The organism is Trinickia sp. Z7 (assembly GCF_056498045.1).
Window position 1 is genome coordinate 189,957 of sequence record NZ_JAUEQW010000007.1, and the last position, 18,777, is coordinate 208,733.

Below are 18,777 nucleotides of genomic sequence, written 5' to 3' on the forward strand. Positions count from 1 at the left end.
TAGCGAGGCGCGGCCCTAGGCCGCCATGCCCGTCGCGCGGGCGAGTTCTGTTTCGTTCACCTCGGCGTCGTTCAGCACACCCGTTGGGCGACCGTCCAGATCGAAGGTCAACACCCGCTCGCACAACTCAACGAGCTCGATGTATTCCGTCGACCACCAAAGCACCGAGGTTCCTTGCACCATCAGCTCGCGGATCAAGGCGTAGATCTCGCGCTTGGTGCGAATATCGACGCCGCGTGTCGGCTCTTCCAGCACCAGCAACTTAGGTTCGAGCGGCAACCAGCGCGCAATCAGCAGTTTCTGTTGCGTCCCGCCGCTCAGCGTCGCAGGCAGATCCCACAGCGAGCGCGCGCGGATGTTCAGCGCTTCGATCAAGCGTGCGCCTCGCTGCGCTTCGTCCGCGCGTGCGATACCGCGACGCTCGACGATGCGCCGCGCAGCCATGAGGTTGTCGATGATCGGCAGCGTGGCGAGGATGCCCTTGTTCGCACGGTCGCCCGAAACGAAGCCGATGCCGGCGCGCGCCGCCGCGGCGCAACTCGCGTATCTCATCGGTGCGCCGTTACGCGTGATCGACCATTCGCGGTGAAGCGCTTGTCCGGTCAATGCTTCGATCAACGCGATCGGACCGGTCGGCGCGCCAGCCAGCCCGACGATCGAACCGGGGGGAATCGTCAGTGTGATGCCCGCGCACGCGAGGGCGAACGCATCGCCCCGCGTCGCGTGCCGGGCCGTGCCCGCGCCCGACGATGCGCTCGCTTGCGCTTGAGTTCGTGCCGGCGCTTGCGAGCGCGAATGATCTTCCGCTGCAACGCTCTGCCCCATGCACTCGATGATTTCGCCGTCCGCGATCGCGCTCAGCGCTACCCGATCGACGGAGGTTTTACCGTCGCGAATGATCGTGCAGACGTCTGCAATCTGCCGAATCTCGCGCATCCTATGCGAGACGAAGAGCACGGCGAGGCCTGTCTCTTTCACGAGCCGTCGTATCACCCCAAAGAGGCGTGCAGTCTCCGCCGCGGTCAGATTCGCAGTGGGCTCGTCGAGCAGCAAAAGCTTGGCGCCCGAGCCGAGCGCACGCGCGATCTCGACGAGTTGCCGCTCGTGCAACGTCAGATCGCCAACCAAACGGGCGGCCACGTCGTGCGCAAAGCGCGGATCGATCAGCGCGAGCGCGTCGATCGCGATCGCGGTCGACGCACGTTCACTGTACTTTTGCGCCGCTCGCCTCAAACGCGGCATCGCGATGTTTTCCGCGACCGACAAATGCGGCAGTAGCGCGAGCTCCTGGTTCACGACCGAAATCGCGCCGTCCTCGACTTGCGTGGCGGCCGCTCTCGCTAGCCGCTTGCCGTCGAATTCGAGCGTTCCGCCATCGGGTTCGTACTGACCCGAGACGATTTTGATGAAGGTCGACTTGCCTGCGCCGTTGCCGCCGAGAAAGGCATGCACTTCGCCTGGCGCAATCGACAAATCGCACCCTTTCAGCACGCTCGTCGGGCCGAAGCTTTTTACGATCGAGCGCGCCGACAACACGTACGGCGGTTGCGTCATTCAAAGTCTCCCATCGCGATAGGCGGGGCGCGCGGCGCCCTGCGGCAGGCGCGCAAATGATTCGAGCGGGGGATTGGAACTCGCGGAACGTGAACCGGCTTTCCCGGTGGAAGCCGAGCCGAACGGTCCGCGAGCCTAGCGTCGGCGCGTTCGCGCGATCGAAGCGAAATGCGGATAATGCATCAATGTCTCCTGCGCGGTTGTGCGCCGCGTCATTGGTGTCTGTCTGGTGTAGGCAGAGAATGGCAGCGTGCACCGCGGGCAAGCAACGCGGTTTCGTTCAACTAAGGCTGAAAAATATTTCACGATGCGTATTCCACCGCTCAAAGCCATCATCGCGTTCGAGAGCGTCGCGAGAACCAAAAGCGTCAACCGCGCGGCCGAGGAGCTCGGCTTGACGGCTTCGGCCGTGAGCCACCAATTGAGCAACTTGGAGTCGATCATCGGTCGACCGTTGTTCCAACGTTCCGGGCGCGGCCTCGCGCTGACGCCTACCGGCGAACGCTACCTTGCCGACGTGACGGGTTCTCTGGCCGATTTGAGCCGCGCGACCGAACGAGCATCGAGCCGCAGGGAAGTGGACATCCTGCGCGTGCATTCCAGTCCGAGCTTCGGGCTGATGTGGCTACTGCCGAGACTGTCCTCGTTCCAAGAGGCGAACGGCGACATCCAACTGAATCTGGCGTGTTCGTATGAGGACATCTCATTCTCGAACGGCTACTACGACGTCGACATTCGGCACGGCTACGGCAATTGGAGCAACCTCGAAATGAGGACGATTCGAGGCGAGTACATCGCCCCGCTGGCTTCGCCCAGCTACCTCGAACGCAACCCCGTGCGCACCCCCGCCGATTTGCTCACGCATCGCCTGATCTATTCGGAGACGCCGCTCGTCCAGTGGAAGCAATGGTTCGGCCGAACCGGCGTGCCAGCGGCGCAGAAGACCTTCGACTTCTCTTTCGACCGCTCGTACATGTCGATCGAAACGGCAGCGCTGGGCTTGGGCATTGCACTCGAAAGCCTGATGCTTGCCTCGGTGAAAATCCGCGAGGGACTATTGGTGCCGGTTTTCGATCAAGCGCAGGCGGTCGAAGTGGGCGCACATCACCTCGTTTACCCGAACCAAAACGCCGATCTACCCCGCGTCGAACGGTTTCTCGCTTGGATGGAGCGCGAGGCTTCGGCGCGCTCCTAAGCATCGCCCATCGTCATCTGAATTTTTCTCAGCGATGGTTGAGCGTTTCCGCGTTGTTTCGGCCGCCCCTTCAGCGAAAACTACGGGCACCAATCAACACACAGGAGACAATCGATGTTGCTCGAGAACAAAGTCGTCGTGGTCACCGGCGCGGCCTCGCCGCGCGGGATCGGCAAGGCAACGGCGAAGGCGCTGGCCGAACAAGGCGCCCGCGTGGTCGTGATCGATTTGCGCAAGGAAGACGCTCGAGCCGCCGCGGCCGATCTTGGCACGGAGCATCTCGGTCTCGCCTGCGACGTGACGGATAAAGCGGCGTGTGTCGCCGCGGTGCATGCCACGCTGGAACGCTTCGGTCGAATCGACGGCCTCGTCAATAACGCAGGCATCACACAACCCGTGCGCACGCTCGAGATCGGCGGCAGCGATTTCGACGCCATCGTCGACGTCAATTTGCGCGGCACGCTCTACATGTCGCAAGCCGTGATCCCCGCAATGAAAGAACGCAAGTGCGGCAGCATCGTTTGCATGTCGTCGGTCTCCGCCCAGCGCGGCGGCGGCATCTTCGGCGGCCCGCACTACAGCGCAGCGAAGGCGGGCGTGTTGGGATTGGCAAAAGCGATGGCGCGCGAATTCGGCCCTGACCATATCCGCATCAATTCGATCACGCCGGGGCTGATCCAGACCGACATCACGGGCGACAAACTCACGCCGCAGATGCGCGAGGAAATCATCAAGGGGATACCGTTGGGCCGGCTCGGCGATGCCGCCGATGTGGCCAATGCATGCGTATTCCTCACGAGCGATCTATCGACGTACCTGACGGGCATCACGCTGGACGTCAACGGCGGCATGCTGATCCATTGACGAGCGCGCCGCGCCGATGCGGCTTTCGTGACTGACACCCGGGACAACACGGGAATTGGGTAGCCGACGCCCCGCGCATGGCTGCGCGCGACGCCGCAGCGAGCGATCGTAGATCGACGGCGCCGGGGCTCGGCCCATAGGAGACAAAAGATGAAATCCACCTACGCGGCATCGCCCGCAACGGATGCGGCAGCCGACGGCGATTCGCCGACCTTCGAGGCTAGAACCTACGCGAAGGTCAGCCGCAGAATCATTCCGTTCCTCATGCTCTGCTATCTCGGCGCCTATCTGGATCGCGTCAACGTGGGCTTCGCAAAGCTGCAGATGCTCAGCGATTTGCGATTCAGCGAAACGATCTACGGCATGGGTGCGGGCGTCTTCTTTCTCGGCTACTTTCTGTTCGAAGTGCCGAGCAATGTGATACTTCATAAGGTGGGCGCGCGCAAGTGGCTCGCGCGCATCATGCTGACGTGGGCCGTGATTTCCGCAAGCTTCATCTTCGTGAAATCGCCGACGGCCTTCTACGCGCTTCGCTTTTTGCTGGGCGTCGCGGAAGCGGGCTTCGCACCGGGCGTCATTCTTTATCTGACCTACTGGTACCCGAGCGCTCGCCGCGCGAAAGCGTTGTCGATCTTTTTCATGGCGATCCCGCTCGCCGGCATTCTCGGCGGTCCCCTGTCGGGATGGATCATGCATTCGCTGCAAGGCGTGATGGCGCTCACCGGATGGAAATGGCTGTTTCTACTCGAAGCATTGCCTTCCCTCGTGCTCGGCGTCGTGATCCTGCTCTATCTCGACGATGGCATCGCAAGCGCGAAGTGGCTCACCGAAGCGGAAAAGCATCTGCTCGCCCGCAATGTCGCAGGCGATGACGCCCGCAAAACCGCCCACGGCTCCATCAAAGCATTCATCGGCGACCGGCGTTTGTGGCTTTTGGCGGCAATCTATTTTTGCGTGGTGCTCGGTCAATACGGCCTGACGTTTTGGCTGCCCACCATCATCCGCAAGGCTGGCGTATCGGACCCGCTCTGGGTAGGCCTGTTCACTGCGATTCCGTACCTGTGCGCCATCGTCGCACTGCCGCTCGTGGGCATGAGCGCCGACCGTCTACGCGAGCGCCGCTTTCACCTCGCCGTGCCGATGCTCGTTTCGGTCGCAGGCTTCGCCGCCTTGCCCTTGCTCGGTAGCGTCGGCGCCTCGATCGTCTGCCTGAGCGTCGCATCGGCCGGGATTCTCGCCGCGTCCTCACAGTTTTGGTCGCTGCCGACCGCTCTGCTCGGCGGCGTATCGGCGGCCGCGGGCATCGCCGCCGTCAACTGCTTCGCCAATCTCGCCGGCTTCTTCTCCCCGGCCATCGTCGGCTGGCTCAACGATCTGACGGGCAAGTCCACCGCGGGCCTGATCTTCATCTCTCTCACCGTAACGCTGGGCGCGCTGCTCGTGTTCCTCGTTCCGGCGAAGTCGGTCAATCGTTGAAAGGCCGCGCGTCTTTCGATCCCACAGGAGTCTTGGATGGACAACAGAGCAATCGCGCCGGAGGTCTCGCTTGCCGAGCGCGCATATCGAATCCGCAGGAACGCGTTATTGATGGGTGAGGTGCAAGGACAGGGGTATATCGGTCAGGCGCTCGACATCGCCGACGTGTTGGCCGTCGCCTACTTCGGCGCCATGCGCTACCGGCCCGAAGATCCCGAATGGGAAGGCCGCGACCGCTTCCTGCTATCGAACGGGCACTACGCGATCGCGCTGTATGCGGCGCTGTTCGAAGCGGGCATCCTGCCGGCCGATGAACTCGAAACCTACGGCAGCGACGATAGCCGCCTGCCGATGTCGGGCATGGCCAGCTACACCCCCGGCATGGAAATGTCGGGCGGCTCGCTGGGGCAAGGGCTGACGATCGCCGTCGGAAGTTGCCTCGGCCTGAAGCGCAAAGGCTCCGGCGCATTCGTCTATACGCTGTTCTCCGACGGCGAGCTCGACGAAGGCGCGGTTTGGGAAGGCCTGATGTCCGCCTCGCACTGGAAGCTCGCCAATCTCATTGCCGTGGTCGACGTCAACAATCAGCAAGCCGACGGCCCGTCCACGCAGATCATGGCGTTCGAGCCGCTCGTGCCGAAGCTCGAAGCGTTCGGTTGGTACGTGCAACGCGTCGACGGCAACGATCTCGATGCCGTGGCGCACGCCTTCGAGCGCGCGCGCCGGCACGATAAACCGCAACCGCGCATCATCGTCTGCGACACGAAGATGGGATGCGGCGTCCCTTTCCTCGAACAACGCGAGAAAAACCATTTCATTCGAGTCGATGCGCACGAGTGGCAACTTGCGCTCGAAGCACTCGACGCTGGGAGACACGCATGAGCACGATTGCAAAACCACCCCGACTCAAAACGTCCGCGATGATCGCCTCCATCGCGGCGGAAGGCCAAGCCACCCGTTCGGCCCCGTTCGGTCATGCGCTGGTGGAGTTGGCGCGCACGAAGGCCGATGTCATCGGCATGACGGCCGATCTCGGCAAGTACACGGATCTTCACATCTTCGCGAAAGCGTTTCCCGATCGGTATTACCAGATGGGGATGGCGGAACAATTGCTGATGGGGGCAGCCGCCGGCTTCGCGCACGAGGGTGCGCAGCCGTTCGTCACGACCTATGCGGTCTTCGCCACGCGGCGCGCGTACGACTTCATCCACCAAACCATTGCCGAGGATAACCTCGACGTGAAGCTCGTGTGCGCGCTGCCGGGCTTGACGACGGGCTACGGCCCCAGCCACCAGGCGGCGGAGGACTTGGCATTGATGCGGGCGATGCCGAACATGACCGTGATCGACCCGTGCGACGCCCTCGATATCGAGCAAATGGTGCCGGCGATCGCCGCGCACTCGGGACCCGTCTACGCGCGGCTGCTGCGCGGCAATGTGCCCGCGGTGCTGGACGAGTACGACTACCGCTTCGAGCTCGGCAAGGCCAAGCTCCTACGCGACGGCAAGGACGTGCTCTTGATTTCCTCGGGAATCATGACGATGCGCTCGCTCGAAGTCGCAAAGGCGCTGGAAGCCGATCGTGTCGATGTCGCCGTGCTGCACGTGCCCACCATCAAACCGCTCGATACGCACACGATCTTGCGCGAAGCCGAACGCAGCGGCCGCATGGTGGTGGTGGCGGAGAACCACACCGTGATCGGCGGGCTCGGCGAGGCCGTCGCATGCGAACTCGTGAAGGCCCGCTTCACCGGCGCGTTCCGTCAAATCGCGCTGCCCGATGCCTTTCTCGATGCGGGCGCCCTGCCTACGCTCCACGCGCGTTATGGCATCTCGACCGAGGTCATGTCCGAGAACATCAAGGGATGGCTCGGTTGATCGATGGGCACGGTAGCCGTTGAGGGATACCGTCGACCCTGTCGCCTTCGAGCTTGATCGATCGGCCCGTCTCAGGGCCGATTCTGCGCCCTAGCGATCATGATCGCCGGTATCGCCCGAGCGCATGCGCATGGCCTACGATTTCATCACCCATCGCGCGATTTCCGGCCAATATTGCGCAAGCGTGCGCTGCCCCATGAACAATCCGATATGGCCTCCCGGCACGGTCTTCTTGACGATGCGCTCCTTGGGCGTACCGAGGTATTTCTCAGCATCGAGGACCTGTTCCGACGGAGTAATATCGTCGGCCGCACCCGCCAGAAGATAGACCGGACACGTGACGTTGCGTAGGTCGAGCTTGCGCCCGAGTCCGACGAACTGCCCCTTTGCGAACCGATTCTCCTTGAAGAGCTGGCCAATGACTTGCAAGTACCAGCGTCCCGGCAGATCGATCGGGTTCTCGTACCAACTTTCGAACGCTTCTTCTTTTGCAACATAGACAGGATCGTCGATGTGCTCGTAAAGCTCGAGTTGCTCCTGCACGTAGTGCTGCTCGGGGTGCATATTCTTCCAGCCTTGAAGCATGAACTTGCCCTTCATCAGCCCGCCGCCGAGCGCGACCAACTCTTCATAGAAGGACAACGGCGACTCATGCACCATCCGGGTAATCGGCGCATCGCCGACATCGGTATCGATAGGTGCGCCCGCCAACACCAGCGAATTGACCTTATCGGGAAACCGCGCGGCGATCATTGCCGAAACCCAGCCGCCTTGGCACAGACCGATGAGATTGACGCGGCCACCCAAATCGTCGATCGCCACGACGATTTCGGCCAGATAATTGTCGATCTCGAAATCCTTCATGTCGTAGGTCGCCGGCTTCCAGTCGGTGAGTGCGACATGGCCCACGCCGTTAGCCAAAAGCGTCTGCACCAAGCTCTGCCCGTCCCGATAGTCGGCAATCATCGCCGTATGGCCCGCATAAGGCGCATTGACAAGGGTGGGTATCCCTCCCGGGGTCCCATACTCGCGTAGGACCATGGTTCGCAGATCGAGGCGCACGCGATTGGGCGTCGCCATCGACGGCCTCAGTTCCTCGTTGATCTTGATTTCCTCATCGACGAACTTCAGATTCTTCGCATACAACTGCACGCCCTGCTCGAACAAGGCGGCCGCCATGGCCATTGGCCAAAACGCCGGTACGCTCGATAACGCGAAATCTTTGGATCTGACCGATTGCTTTTTCGGCATAGCGGTTCCTTTCATAGGCACGCGGCCGAGAGAGACCGTCTCAGGCATGGCTCGGTTCATAGGGGCGCCAGCCGTACGACACCGCGCAAATGGAAGTGGGCGGGCTACAGCGCACAGCATTGGAGCTTATTGCGTAGCCGGGTAACACGAATTGATCGACATCAACCCTACCCCAGCGCACGTTACCCCGGCGATCCTTGCGTCAGCTTTGCGCGTGCTCGTACACTTGCCGGCTCGTCATCCCATGCAACGCCGCTCAGCCCTGCGCGGCCTGCGCGCAACGCAGATGATCGAAAAGCAAGCGGCTGACGGGCGACAAAGCATCGACATCGCGCACGACGAGCATCAGTTCGCACCGCGCCCAATCGTCTTCGAGTGCGACCGCGGCCAGCCCCAGCGGGCGGCCCATGATCTGATAGACCTTCAGCGGGAGCACGCCTACGCCCATGCGTGCCCTCCTCGTGCACCGTCAGAAAGAGATTTCTTGATTACGTCGGCGCCGAATTCGGCCATGAGGCGTGCGGCAAACGGCGCGGCAATAAGCGTTCCGATCTCGATGACGCGAATATGATGCAGCGGGCCACTCATCGTGCTGTCTCCAAAGCGGGTTTTCTATTGGGAGACAAGTTATCAACGGTATATCGGCAGGGTCCAACCGCAATTTGCCAAGGGCCGTTCGCGAATGTCGAACGTTCTTGTATATGTCTAGAGAATGACCGCGGCAAATAATAAAAGCCGCCGGCGCCACCCAAAGGGTGTACAGTCGGACTAGGCTGGTCGCGCGTTGTGGCCTCCTCTACCAGGAAGGACACATCATGCGATCACCGATCAAACAACAAACTCCGAATCTTGCCGCCCGAGTGAGCGAGTACACCCAGGATCGTAGAAAGCAAGCGCTTATCCTCGAAACCGCGGACGCATTGCGCGCAGAACAGCGACGCGTAAACGATGCCTCCATCGATTCGAATGCCAGCAAATGGCGCTACTCCTCGGTCGTACGCACAAAAGGCTGATCGTGGCACTCGAGTTCCCCAATCCCAGCCGCAGTTACGATGCATCTAGGCATTGCGTCTGTTTCTGGGGATACGACAATTCGCGCGAAATCACCTTTCAGGTGGGCGACGCGATCATCAGAAATCTGCAGCCCGGCGCTGGCACCGACGAGCGCTCGCTACTCGGCGCCTTCGATGAGTGTCGTGACAGGCTCCTCGAAATTGCCAGAAAGCAGTATGTCGCCGGCCCACAGAATCGATATTCGATTTCTTGAGCGGCGCCCCGCTCGCCGAGGCGCCGCTTCCCGCTCCATATCCGTCAGCCCGCCCCCGCCCGCAACCCGATCGCCATCGATGTCCCCGCTCGCTCCCTAGCGAAGCGAATCATCAGCGAATGCGACTTTGCATCCAGCGGCACACGCACGAGTTCTCCAGCACAATCGACGCTAGCGCCATCGAGTAGCGCATACGTCACGTCTTGCTCAGCCGCCGATTCCACGCGGATGTCATATCGCGTCGAATCCAAGTTGACCGTCGCTTCGAATCCGGGCCACGCATCCGGAATGCACGGAGCGATCACGAGATGATCGCCTTCCCGCCGAATGCCGAGAATCCCTTCGACGCCAGCGCGGTACATCCATGCGGCCGATCCCGTGTACCAAGTCCAGCCACCGCGCCCGACGTGCGGCGTCACGGAATAGACGTCGGCGGCAATCACATAAGGTTCGACCTTGTAGCGCTCGAGGTCGCTCGGCGTGCGCGCATGATTGACCGGATTGAGCAGTGAAAATAGTCCGGCTGCCTTGTTGCCGTCGCCTAGTTTAGCGAATGCCAGGATCGCCCACATCGCCGCATGGCTATACTGGCCGCCGTTTTCGCGCAACCCCGGCGGATAGCCTTTGATGTAGCCGGGATCGCGTGACGTTTTGTCGAACGGCGGCGCAAACAACAAGGCCAGTCCGTCCTCGCGGCGGATCAAATGCTGCTCGAGCGAGACCATCGCCTGCGCCGCGCGCGCCGGATCGGCCGCGCCCGAGAGCACGGCCCAGGTTTGTGCAATCGAATCGATCTGGCACTCGTCGCTGTCCTTCGAGCCGAGCCACGTGCCGTCGTCGAAAGTCGCGCGGCGATACCACTGCCCGTCCCATGCCTCGCGCTCGAGCGCCGCGCGCACCGACGCCGCATGAGCGCGCCAACGCGCAGCACGCGCGGCGCACAGCGCATCGCGCGATTCAGCCAGCGGAGCGAACAATTCGATGGTCCGCAATAGCAGCCAGCCGAGCCAAACGCTTTCTCCCTTGCCCTGTGCGCCGACTCGGTTCATGCCGTCATTCCAGTCGCCCGTGCCCATCAGCGGCAAACCAAGCTCTCCGGTCAACTCGATGCATTGATCGAGTCCGCGCGCGCAGTGTTCGAACAGCGACGCCGACTCTTCGGCGACCATCGGTTGGAAGAACGCATCGTGTTCACCGGGGCGCAGCGGCGGTCCATCGAGGAACGGCACGATTTGATCGAGGATCTCGGCATCGCCGATGCACCGCACGTAGTGCGCCGTCGCGAACGCAAGCCACACTCGGTCATCGGAAATTCGCGTACGCACACCCTGCCCCGACTGCGGCAACCACCAATGCTGAAAGTCACCTTGGACGAACTGCCGCGCCGCGGCACGCAGCAAATGCCGCCGCGTCTCGTCCGGCTGCGCCAGCGTCAGCGCCATACCGTCCTGCAACTGATCCCGGAAGCCATATGCCCCGCTCGCCTGATAGAACGCCGAGCGTGCCCAGATCCGACAAGCGAGCGTCTGATACAGCAGCCAGCCGTTTAGCATCAGGTCCATCGCGCGGTCCGGCGTCCTCACCCGGACGGCGCCGAGCACGCTCCGCCAGTAGCGCGTCACCTCGGCGAGGACTGCATCGAGATCGGCCTCGCGATAGCGCGCGATCAACGCGCGCGCTTGTTCGACCGATGCGCATTGCCCTACGAACGACACCACCTCGACACGCTCGCCCACACCCAACTCGATCACACACTGCAACGCCGCGCATGGATCGAGGCCAGCGCCGGCCGCACCCGACAGCGGCGCCATGCCGGTCAGCGCAGCGGGGGCGGCAGCTCGTCCGTTGCGGCCGAGAAATTCGGTGCGATCGGCCGTCCACGCGCTCTGCCGACCGGCGAGGTCGGCGAAGGCGACGCGCCCCGCGAACCCCATGCTCCAGGGATTGCGCGCCAGCATTGCAGCGGTGGCAGGGTCGATTTCCGTCACGACGAAGGGTCCCGATGCGCCGCGTGAGGTGCCCAGCACCCATTCCAGCCACGCCGTCACGGACAGGCGCCGCGGCATGCCGGACAGATTGCGCAAGGTCAGCCGGGAAATCTTCACCGGGTCGGCCAGCGGCACGTATTGCAGCAAGTCGAGCGCGATGCCATGCGCCTCATGCTCGAAGCGGCTGTATCCATGCCCATGGCGGGCGCTGTAGGTCCCGCCGTCGCGGATCGGGAACGCTGTGGGGCCCCACAGCTCGCCCGTGACTTCGTCGCGAACGTAGATGGCTTCGCCGGCTGAATCTTGAACCGGATCGTTCGACCAGGGCGTGAGCTGGTTCTCGCGGCTGTTTTCAGCCCAGGTGTAACCACTGCCTTCTGCCGCGACCTGAAAACCGAAGCCGGGATTGGCAATCACGTTGATCCATGGCGCAGGCGTGGTCGCGCCATCCGCGAGCACGATCAGGTATTCCTCACCGTCGTTATCGAAGCCGCCAAGCCCGTTGAAAAACTCGAGCCCCTCGGTTGAAGTCGCCGGTACGACTCGGGGGGGAACCGGCGCCGATCGCGGCGGCGACATCGGCAACCGCTGCCGTCCAAGTACCGACGACCGGGCCTGCAATCGCGGCAACAGCGTGAGTTGGTCGGCGATGGGGCCGCGACGCGCGGTCAGCGCCACACGAGCGACCGATTGCAGCAAAGCGCGTGTCTGGATGCTCATCAAGTCCGCGCGTAGCGTATAGACCGCCCCTTGCGCGAGTTCTTCGCCGAAACGCGGCCGCGACTGGCTGCTGCGCACCGCCGTTTCGATCGCGGCCTGCAGTTCTTGAATATACGAGGCGGGCTGTTCGTTGACGATCACGAGGTCGACACCCAGCCGCTTCATTCGCCAATACTCATGGGCCCTCAAGAGCTGTCGCACCTGCGCAATATCTTCGAGTTCATCGATGCGCAACAGCACGATCGGCAAGTCGCCGGAAATCCCATTCGGCCAGAGTCCCGACTGGGCGCCCGCCCCGTGAACGATGATGTCCGAAGGCGCCCTGAAACGGGAGTCGGCGTAGATGACCGGCGCGGCGAGGCGCTGGAAATCGGCCGCCTCCTCGGCCTGGACGTCGAGATGCCGCAATTGCACCTGAGCCTGGGTCCACGCAAGCGTCTTGACGCGATCGAAGGCGTTGCGGTCATGGTATTGGTCGATCAGGTCGAGCAACGACGCCCGCGACTCGGCCACCACCGTCCAGAACGTGACGCGGGCGACCTTGCCCGGAGGCACCAACACGCGATGCCTGAGTGCAAAGATCGGATCGAGCACGGTGCCGGTGGTGTTCGTCAGCGGCTGATCGCCGAAAATCGCCGCCGCCGTTCCCGCGTTGCGCCCCCGCCCGAGAAAGCGGGCGCGATCCGATTCGTACTGCGGATCGGCGAGGATCTCGCCGTCGACCACTGCGAAATGCGCCGCCCACACCTGCTTTTCGTCATCCGAACGGGCACGGCGCGTGGCCACCAGCGCGCCGAACTCAGCGAAGTGCTCGGTCTGGACGAACATGCGCGAGAAGGCGGGATGCGCGTTGTCGGCGGCGGGCGTGGCTAGGACGATTTCGGCGTAGGACGTGAGCTCGATCTCGCGCGCCCGTCGTCCGCTGTTCGCCACCGACACGCGGCGCACTTCGCCGTCCGCTTCGCCCGAAACGAGCACATCCATCGTGGTCGTCAGGGAGCCGTCGCGCCGGATGAATTCCGCGTGGTCCTCGCCAAACATGACTTCTTCGTACTCGGCTTCGCGACCCACCGGCTGTGCGCCGGCCGACCATACGTCACCGCTGTGGACATCGCGCAAGAAGACGAATGAGCCCCAGTCGTCGCGCGTCACGTCTTCACGCCAACGCGTCACGGCCAGGTCGCGCCAACGACTGTACCCCGCGCCGGTTGCCGTCAGCATCACGGCGTACCGACCATTGGACAGCAGATGCGTAACCGGTGCGCCCTCGGCCTGGGCCGGCGCCGCGATTCGCCGCACGATCGCCGGCACGGCGCCGGCGTCGACTGCCGCCTTGCTCACTTCCTCCGCTCGGGGTTGCGCAACGGCGACATTGCGCGGCATACGTTCCTGCAACAGCAGCTCGCTCGCCTGGATCATCGGTTCGCGATGGAAACGCGCGCGCATCCGAGCATCGAGCAACGTGTTGGCGATCGAGACGATCGTCATGCCCTGATGATGCGCCATGAAATTGCGAACGATGGCGACCTCTTTGTTCTCCGGCAGCCGCGAGCGGGTGAAATCGAGCGCTTCGTAGAAACCGTAGCGCCCCAGCGCGCCCAGCCCTGCGAGTTTCGCGTAGTTCTGCCGCGCGGCCCGAGGGTCGACCATCGCGGCCAGCCCTGTCGCATACGGCGCAATCACGCGATTCTCCGAAAGACCACGCTTCAGACCCAGACCGGGCACGCCGAAATTCGAATACTGGTAGGTGAATTCGATGTCGCGGGCGTTATAGGCCGACTCGGAAATACCCCACGGAATGCCGAGTGACGCTCCATACGACATCTGTCGCTGCACGACCAGGCGGCTCGTCTGTTCGAGCAGGCTACCGACCGGCGCGCGCATCACGAGCGAGGGCATCAGGTATTCGAACATCGATCCGGACCACGAGATCAGCGCCGAGCCTCTCCCGACCGGCGTGGCCGCGCGCCCGAGACGGAACCAGTGGCGCGTGGCGACATCGCCTTTGGCGATCGCAAACAGGCTCGCGAGCCGCGCTTCCGACGCGAGCAAATCGTAGCAACTGGGGTCGAGACTGTTATCGGACTGCGAATAGCCGATCGAGAGCAGTTTGCGTTCCGGGTCCAGTAGAAACGCGAAATCCATCCCGAGCGCCATCGCGCGCGCGGCGTCGGCCAGCGACTGCAACCGCGCCCGCAACTGATCCAGCGCGCCAGCGACTTGTTGCCGGTCGCGGCCATGTTCGAGCACGCTCTTTCTTAGCGCCTCGAGCCAGAACATGAGATCGGCGGAACTGTCGTCGCTGCGGGCCGGAACCATTTCACGCGTCGCTTTTGCGGCCTTTTCCGTCAAACGAACCAGCGACGGCGAGAGGGCTTCGAGCGTCTGTGGACCTTGCAATTGCGCTTCGATTTCGTCGAAGATCGCGGCGAGCTGCTTGCCGCGCGCACTGCTCGCGGCAGGCAGCGCGCCGGCCGCTTCACGCGCTAGCCGCAGGTCATCGGTCATGCCTTGACGCGCGGCGGGCACGAGCGGCCCATGCAGCCATTCTTCGCAAGCATTGGCGAGAACGATCAAATGCCCCGCCAAATTGCCGCTATCGACCGACGAAACATAAGCCGGCGCCAGTGCCTTGAGATCCAGTGTCCCGTACCAGTTATAGAAATGTCCCTTGAAACGCGTGAGCTTTTGCATCGACGCGAACGCCGCTTCGAGGCGCTCGACCGTTTCGGTCGTGCCGGTCCAGCCGAAATCGCGCGCGGCAACAGCCGACAAAAGATAAAGACCGAGGTTGGTCGGCGAAGTCCGATGCGCGACGACAGGCTTGGGGTCTTCTTGGAAATTATCGGGCGGCAGCATGTTCTCCGCTGGCGTGACGAAGGTCTCGAAGAAGCGCCAAGTGCGTCGCGCGATCAGACGCAGGTCGCGCGCGTCCGAGTCCGACAGAGCCAGGCGCTGCGCGACGCGAGGCGAGCGGCTCGCCCACGAAGCGAGCGACGGCGCGGCTAGCCATAACAACGCGAATGACGACGCAAGCGGCCAATGCGACGGCGCTATCGCGATCGCGGCAACCGGCAGCGCCAACCCGAGCACTGCACCGCCTGTCATTTGCCGATAGAAGCCTCGCAAGTCGAGGCGCGGGCTGCCCTTTGACTGCGCAGCCGTCGTCCATTCGAGCAGGTGGCGGTGCGTCACGACAAGACGCGTCAGGGCGCGCACGATCGCATCGCCGGTTCGCCAAGCGTGATCGGCTAGGAACGCGACCGACAGAAACGTTTGCAACGCGGCGAGCCGCACATCGGCGGCCAGCACGCGGATGTGATTGCCCAGACGAACGCCGCTACGCCTTGGCGCGATGGCGAACAGCGTCGGCACAAAGGCGGGAATGGCCAGTGCGCCCAACACCAGCAACGCGCCCTCGATCCCGGTTCGGATCGGCATCAACCAGCACAGACCGAGCGCGGCGAGCATCGACGGCGCGAGCAGGGAGCGGCGTAAATTGTCGAGCATTTTGAAGCGGCCGATCGACGGCATCGCGTGCGGGCCCCGGCCGCGATGACCGACGATCCATGGCAGCAGTTGCCAGTCGCCTCTCGTCCAGCGATGCTGACGCTTAGCGGTCACGTCATAGCGCGAGGGCACTTCCTCGACCACTTCGACATCCGATGCCAGAGCGGCGCGCGCAAAAACCCCTTCGAACAAATCGTGGCTGAGCAGTGCATTTTCCGGCACTCGGCCATGCAAAGCCGCTTCGAACGCGTCGACGTCATAGATGCCCTTGCCCGTGTACGAACCTTCACCGAACAGATCCTGATAGACATCGGACACCGCCGCCGCATACGGGTCCATTCCGCCGGGCGCGGAGAAAACGCGCTGATACAGCGAGCCTTCCTGGCCCACAGGCAGCGAAGGCGTGACGCGCGGCTGAAGAATCGCGTACCCATCGACTACGCGTTGCTCGTCGGCGCTGAACTTCGGGCGGTTCAATGGATGCCCCATTTTGCCGATCAACCGCAACGCCGCATCCCGCGGCAAACGCGTATCGGCATCGAGCGTGATCACGTAACGCACGTCAGGCGGCACGTGCGGCGCACGCCCCGCGATCGGCACGAAGGTGGTGTCGGTCGCGCCGCGCAACAAGCGGTTCAGTTCATGTAGCTTGCCGCGCTTGCGCTCCCAGCCCATCCATGTGTTTTCGCTCGGGTTGAAGACGCGCCGGCGGTACAGCAGCAGGAAACGGCTACCGCCAGGGCTTGGCTCGTAGCGACGGTTCAACGCGTCGATGGCGTCGACCGCCACCTCGAGCAGGTGCGCGTCGCCCGCCATCACCTCCCGATCGGCGTCGAGGCCGTCCGCGAGCAGCGCGAAAGACAGATCGCCGCCCGCGCCTGCGAGGTGATGCACCTCGAGACGTTCGATCTGCTCGCGCAGGTCCGCTTCGCTCGTCAGCAACGTCGGCACCGCGACCAGCGTGCGCAGCGACGACGGCACCCCCGCCTTCAGTTCGAGCCCCGGCAGCGTGATCGCGCCGAAAGTCCATGCGATCGTTCGGTTGACGAGCGCGGTCGCGATCTCGATGGCAGGCAGCAGTGCGCACACGGCAAACAATGCGAGCAGCGTCGCATCGAAAGCCCACGGCGCACGCGGCCAAAGCAGCCACAGCGCCAACGCGAGCAACATCGCGGCGAGTGTGAGAATCTCACCGACGTAGCCGCCGATGCCGAGGCGGACATACAATCGCGTGAGCCGCAAACGTGGCGGGGGACGGAACGCGATGATCCGTTCGAGTGCACGGCGCCCCTCGGCGATCAGGTGGTAGCCGGGGTCGCTGGCTCGCTCGGAACCCGCTGCATCGCCCGCTTTCTCCGCCGCCGCATGCGCCGAATGCAGCGCGAGATCTGCGATCTCCTGTTCGGTCAAGCGCGAGCCGCGCGCCAGTTGCTCAATCGCGCTGCGGTACAGATTGCGGGTAGGGAAATCCATCGCATCGAAAGCGCTGCCCGCGCGCAACCGCGCATCGACGAGGCTCATGCTCTCGAATAGGTCGGTCCAGTCGATATCGGCGATCAGCCGTAGGCTGGTAATCACGTTGCGTACGGTGACGTTCGAGGCGCCCTGCCGCTGTTGCGCGTGCTGCACTACTTCATCGATGCTAGTGCCCTGAAGCCTGAGCCGCTCCTCCAACCAGCCCAGCGCGGGGGTGGTTCGCGGGTCCTGGTCGCGCAACCGTTTAGCCAGTTGTGCCGCGAACAGTTCCGAGAGCACGCCCGACGAGCGCGTGGCGATATCCGCTTCGAGCGCCGAGCGCGCGCTGCCCGCTTCGAGCAGGCGCTCGGTGAGCGCATCCGCGTCGGCGCGTGCGCCGCGGCCAACGGTGATCTGGTCGGCGAGACGCCGAAGGTTTTCGATCAGAACGATGCGCAACGTGATCTCGACCGCCCACAATTCACCGATCGTGAGCGGCTGGACCCGCTGATACGCGTCGATGAAACGCCGCAGGACCTTCGGATCGAAGTGGCTATCGGTGTGCGCGACGAACGCCCACGCGAGGCCGAATACGCGCGGATAGCCGGCAAAAGGACCCGCGGCGAGCTTCGGTAGCTGCCGGTAGTAACCGCGAGGCAGGTCGTCGCAGATTGCACGGATTTGTTTCTCGACGAGATGGTAGTTGTCGAGCAGCCATTCGGCCGCCGGCACGACGTCCCGGCCGCGATCCAGTTCCGCCGCGCTCGCCCGATAGGCCGCGAGCAGGACGGCTGCGTTGTCGTCGAGCCGTGCGTGCAAGGACAACACCGCGGGCGGCGTCTTGGTCACGGCCTGCGCGGCAGCGAGACTCTGCGCGTGTTGCTCGAGCCGTTCGACGCCGAACAGTTCCTGCCGCACCGGGGCGGTGTCGGTCCACAGCGGCGACGCGAAGCGACGCCGCGCCACATAGCGAAGCAACGCGTTCATAGAGGGATCTCCTGCGACGCCCATGCTACCGACGGATAGGACACGTCGCGACGGCGTGCGCGGTTCGCGATGCTTGTAGCGGACGCCATCATGGCATCGACGTACCGTCGATCGAACTGAGACATGATCGGTTCCTCCTGAGAAGATGGCTGGACGACACGTGTCGCATGCGTCGATGAACATCGCGCAGGAACACTGCAGCCAAGGGGAACGACTCGATCCACGCTCAATACCTCGCCATGCTCGAACGGGTAGCGTTCGGTTAGCGATGCACGAAAGCGTCGGATGAGCTTCGCATCGAACCGATGCGGCATCCAAAGAGCAACCCGGGACTCCCCGTCCTTATAGAGGGGTGTTCCCTGCTGACCTCGAGGGAAAGGGTTGGCATAAATGCCTCGGAGCCATACCCGGGATACGCCTATTTTCTTTTGGCCGGTACGCGAGTCGCGGCAACCTTCGATCCATCCACGAGAGAAATCCCTTCCGCAGGAGGGGCCACCTTTTTGGGTTGCTTCGGCTTTTTCGCTTCGCGATTGCCCCGCATCGTGCTTTTAGCCATTCGGATTCTCCTGGTTCGACGATCGCGAACGCAAACGCCATGGGTGCAGTCTGGGCGCTTTTGCCGATGCTGTC

Annotated in this window: 9 protein-coding genes and 2 pseudogenes; 6 read left to right on the plus strand and 5 right to left on the minus strand. The window is 63.3% G+C overall.

All coding sequences use genetic code 11. The features are described from left to right. Positions 1 to 15: 15 nt before the first annotated feature. Positions 16 to 1,554: a sugar ABC transporter ATP-binding protein gene (locus QQS38_RS14870; RefSeq protein WP_479646130.1), complete on the minus strand. Its 1,539-nt coding sequence runs from the start codon at positions 1,552 to 1,554 to the stop codon at positions 16 to 18. Between the two features lie 307 nt (positions 1,555 to 1,861). On the opposite strand from QQS38_RS14870, the gene QQS38_RS14875 reads away from it, so the two are divergent. From QQS38_RS14875 to QQS38_RS14895, 5 genes are all read left to right on the plus strand, one after another. After that, positions 1,862 to 2,749 carry a LysR substrate-binding domain-containing protein gene (locus QQS38_RS14875; protein ID WP_479646131.1) on the plus strand — a complete coding sequence of 296 codons (888 nt, stop codon included), beginning with the start codon at positions 1,862 to 1,864 and terminating at the stop codon, positions 2,747 to 2,749. A gap of 114 nt (positions 2,750 to 2,863) precedes the next feature. Further along, on the plus strand, positions 2,864 to 3,613 hold the full coding sequence (locus QQS38_RS14880; protein ID WP_479646132.1) for an SDR family NAD(P)-dependent oxidoreductase: 750 nt from the start codon (positions 2,864 to 2,866) through the stop codon (positions 3,611 to 3,613). A 150-nt stretch (positions 3,614 to 3,763) separates the two neighbouring features. Then, positions 3,764 to 5,089: an MFS transporter gene (locus QQS38_RS14885; protein ID WP_479646133.1), complete on the plus strand. Its 1,326-nt coding sequence runs from the start codon at positions 3,764 to 3,766 to the stop codon at positions 5,087 to 5,089. Between the two features lie 36 nt (positions 5,090 to 5,125). After that, positions 5,126 to 5,971, plus strand: a complete 846-nt coding sequence (locus QQS38_RS14890) for a transketolase (protein ID WP_479646134.1) — start codon at positions 5,126 to 5,128, stop codon at positions 5,969 to 5,971. Beyond that, entirely contained in the window at positions 5,968 to 6,966 is a 999-nt protein-coding gene (locus QQS38_RS14895) for a transketolase family protein (protein ID WP_479646135.1), read from the plus strand. Before QQS38_RS14890 ends, QQS38_RS14895 begins: the two co-directional genes overlap by 4 nt. A 135-nt stretch (positions 6,967 to 7,101) precedes the next feature. Here the strand turns inward: QQS38_RS14895 and QQS38_RS14900 are convergent, their stop codons facing one another. The 3 genes and pseudogenes from QQS38_RS14900 to QQS38_RS14910 form a co-directional block, all read right to left on the minus strand. Further along, complete coding sequence (locus QQS38_RS14900; protein WP_479646136.1) at positions 7,102 to 8,217, minus strand: alpha/beta fold hydrolase; 1,116 nt, start codon at positions 8,215 to 8,217, stop codon at positions 7,102 to 7,104. A 256-nt stretch (positions 8,218 to 8,473) separates the two neighbouring features. Beyond that, positions 8,474 to 8,674 (minus strand): annotated as a pseudogene (locus QQS38_RS14905) (LysR family transcriptional regulator); the annotation flags it as partial. Positions 8,675 to 8,700: 26 nt separating this feature from the next. Next, a pseudogene (locus tag QQS38_RS14910) lies at positions 8,701 to 8,805 on the minus strand (CoA transferase); the annotation flags it as partial. A 388-nt stretch (positions 8,806 to 9,193) separates the two neighbouring features. Between QQS38_RS14910 and QQS38_RS14915 the strand changes: the two are divergent. Then, positions 9,194 to 9,484: a DUF1488 family protein gene (locus QQS38_RS14915; RefSeq protein ID WP_479646137.1), complete on the plus strand. Its 291-nt coding sequence runs from the start codon at positions 9,194 to 9,196 to the stop codon at positions 9,482 to 9,484. 44 nt (positions 9,485 to 9,528) lie between these two features. On the opposite strand, the gene QQS38_RS14920 is transcribed toward QQS38_RS14915, so the two are convergent. Next, positions 9,529 to 18,144 (minus strand): GH36-type glycosyl hydrolase domain-containing protein, encoded by an 8,616-nt coding sequence (locus QQS38_RS14920; protein ID WP_479646138.1) that lies wholly within the window; start codon positions 18,142 to 18,144, stop codon positions 9,529 to 9,531. Positions 18,145 to 18,777: the final 633 nt, after the last annotated feature.

Excerpts from the sequence above, each read along its gene's own strand:
- QQS38_RS14875 (WP_479646131.1), top strand. The coding sequence starts at position 1,862 with ATGCGTATTCCACCGCTCAAAGCCATCATCGCGTTCGAGAGCGTCGCG.
- QQS38_RS14880 (WP_479646132.1), top strand. The coding sequence starts at position 2,864 with ATGTTGCTCGAGAACAAAGTCGTCGTGGTCACCGGCGCGGCCTCGCCG.
- QQS38_RS14920 (WP_479646138.1), bottom strand. The coding sequence starts at position 18,144 with ATGAACGCGTTGCTTCGCTATGTGGCGCGGCGTCGCTTCGCGTCGCCG.
- QQS38_RS14890 (WP_479646134.1), top strand. The coding sequence starts at position 5,126 with ATGGACAACAGAGCAATCGCGCCGGAGGTCTCGCTTGCCGAGCGCGCA.
- QQS38_RS14915 (WP_479646137.1), top strand. The coding sequence starts at position 9,194 with ATGGCGCTACTCCTCGGTCGTACGCACAAAAGGCTGATCGTGGCACTC.
- QQS38_RS14895 (WP_479646135.1), top strand. The coding sequence starts at position 5,968 with ATGAGCACGATTGCAAAACCACCCCGACTCAAAACGTCCGCGATGATC.
- QQS38_RS14900 (WP_479646136.1), bottom strand. The coding sequence starts at position 8,217 with ATGCCGAAAAAGCAATCGGTCAGATCCAAAGATTTCGCGTTATCGAGC.
- QQS38_RS14870 (WP_479646130.1), bottom strand. The coding sequence starts at position 1,554 with ATGACGCAACCGCCGTACGTGTTGTCGGCGCGCTCGATCGTAAAAAGC.
- QQS38_RS14885 (WP_479646133.1), top strand. The coding sequence starts at position 3,764 with ATGAAATCCACCTACGCGGCATCGCCCGCAACGGATGCGGCAGCCGAC.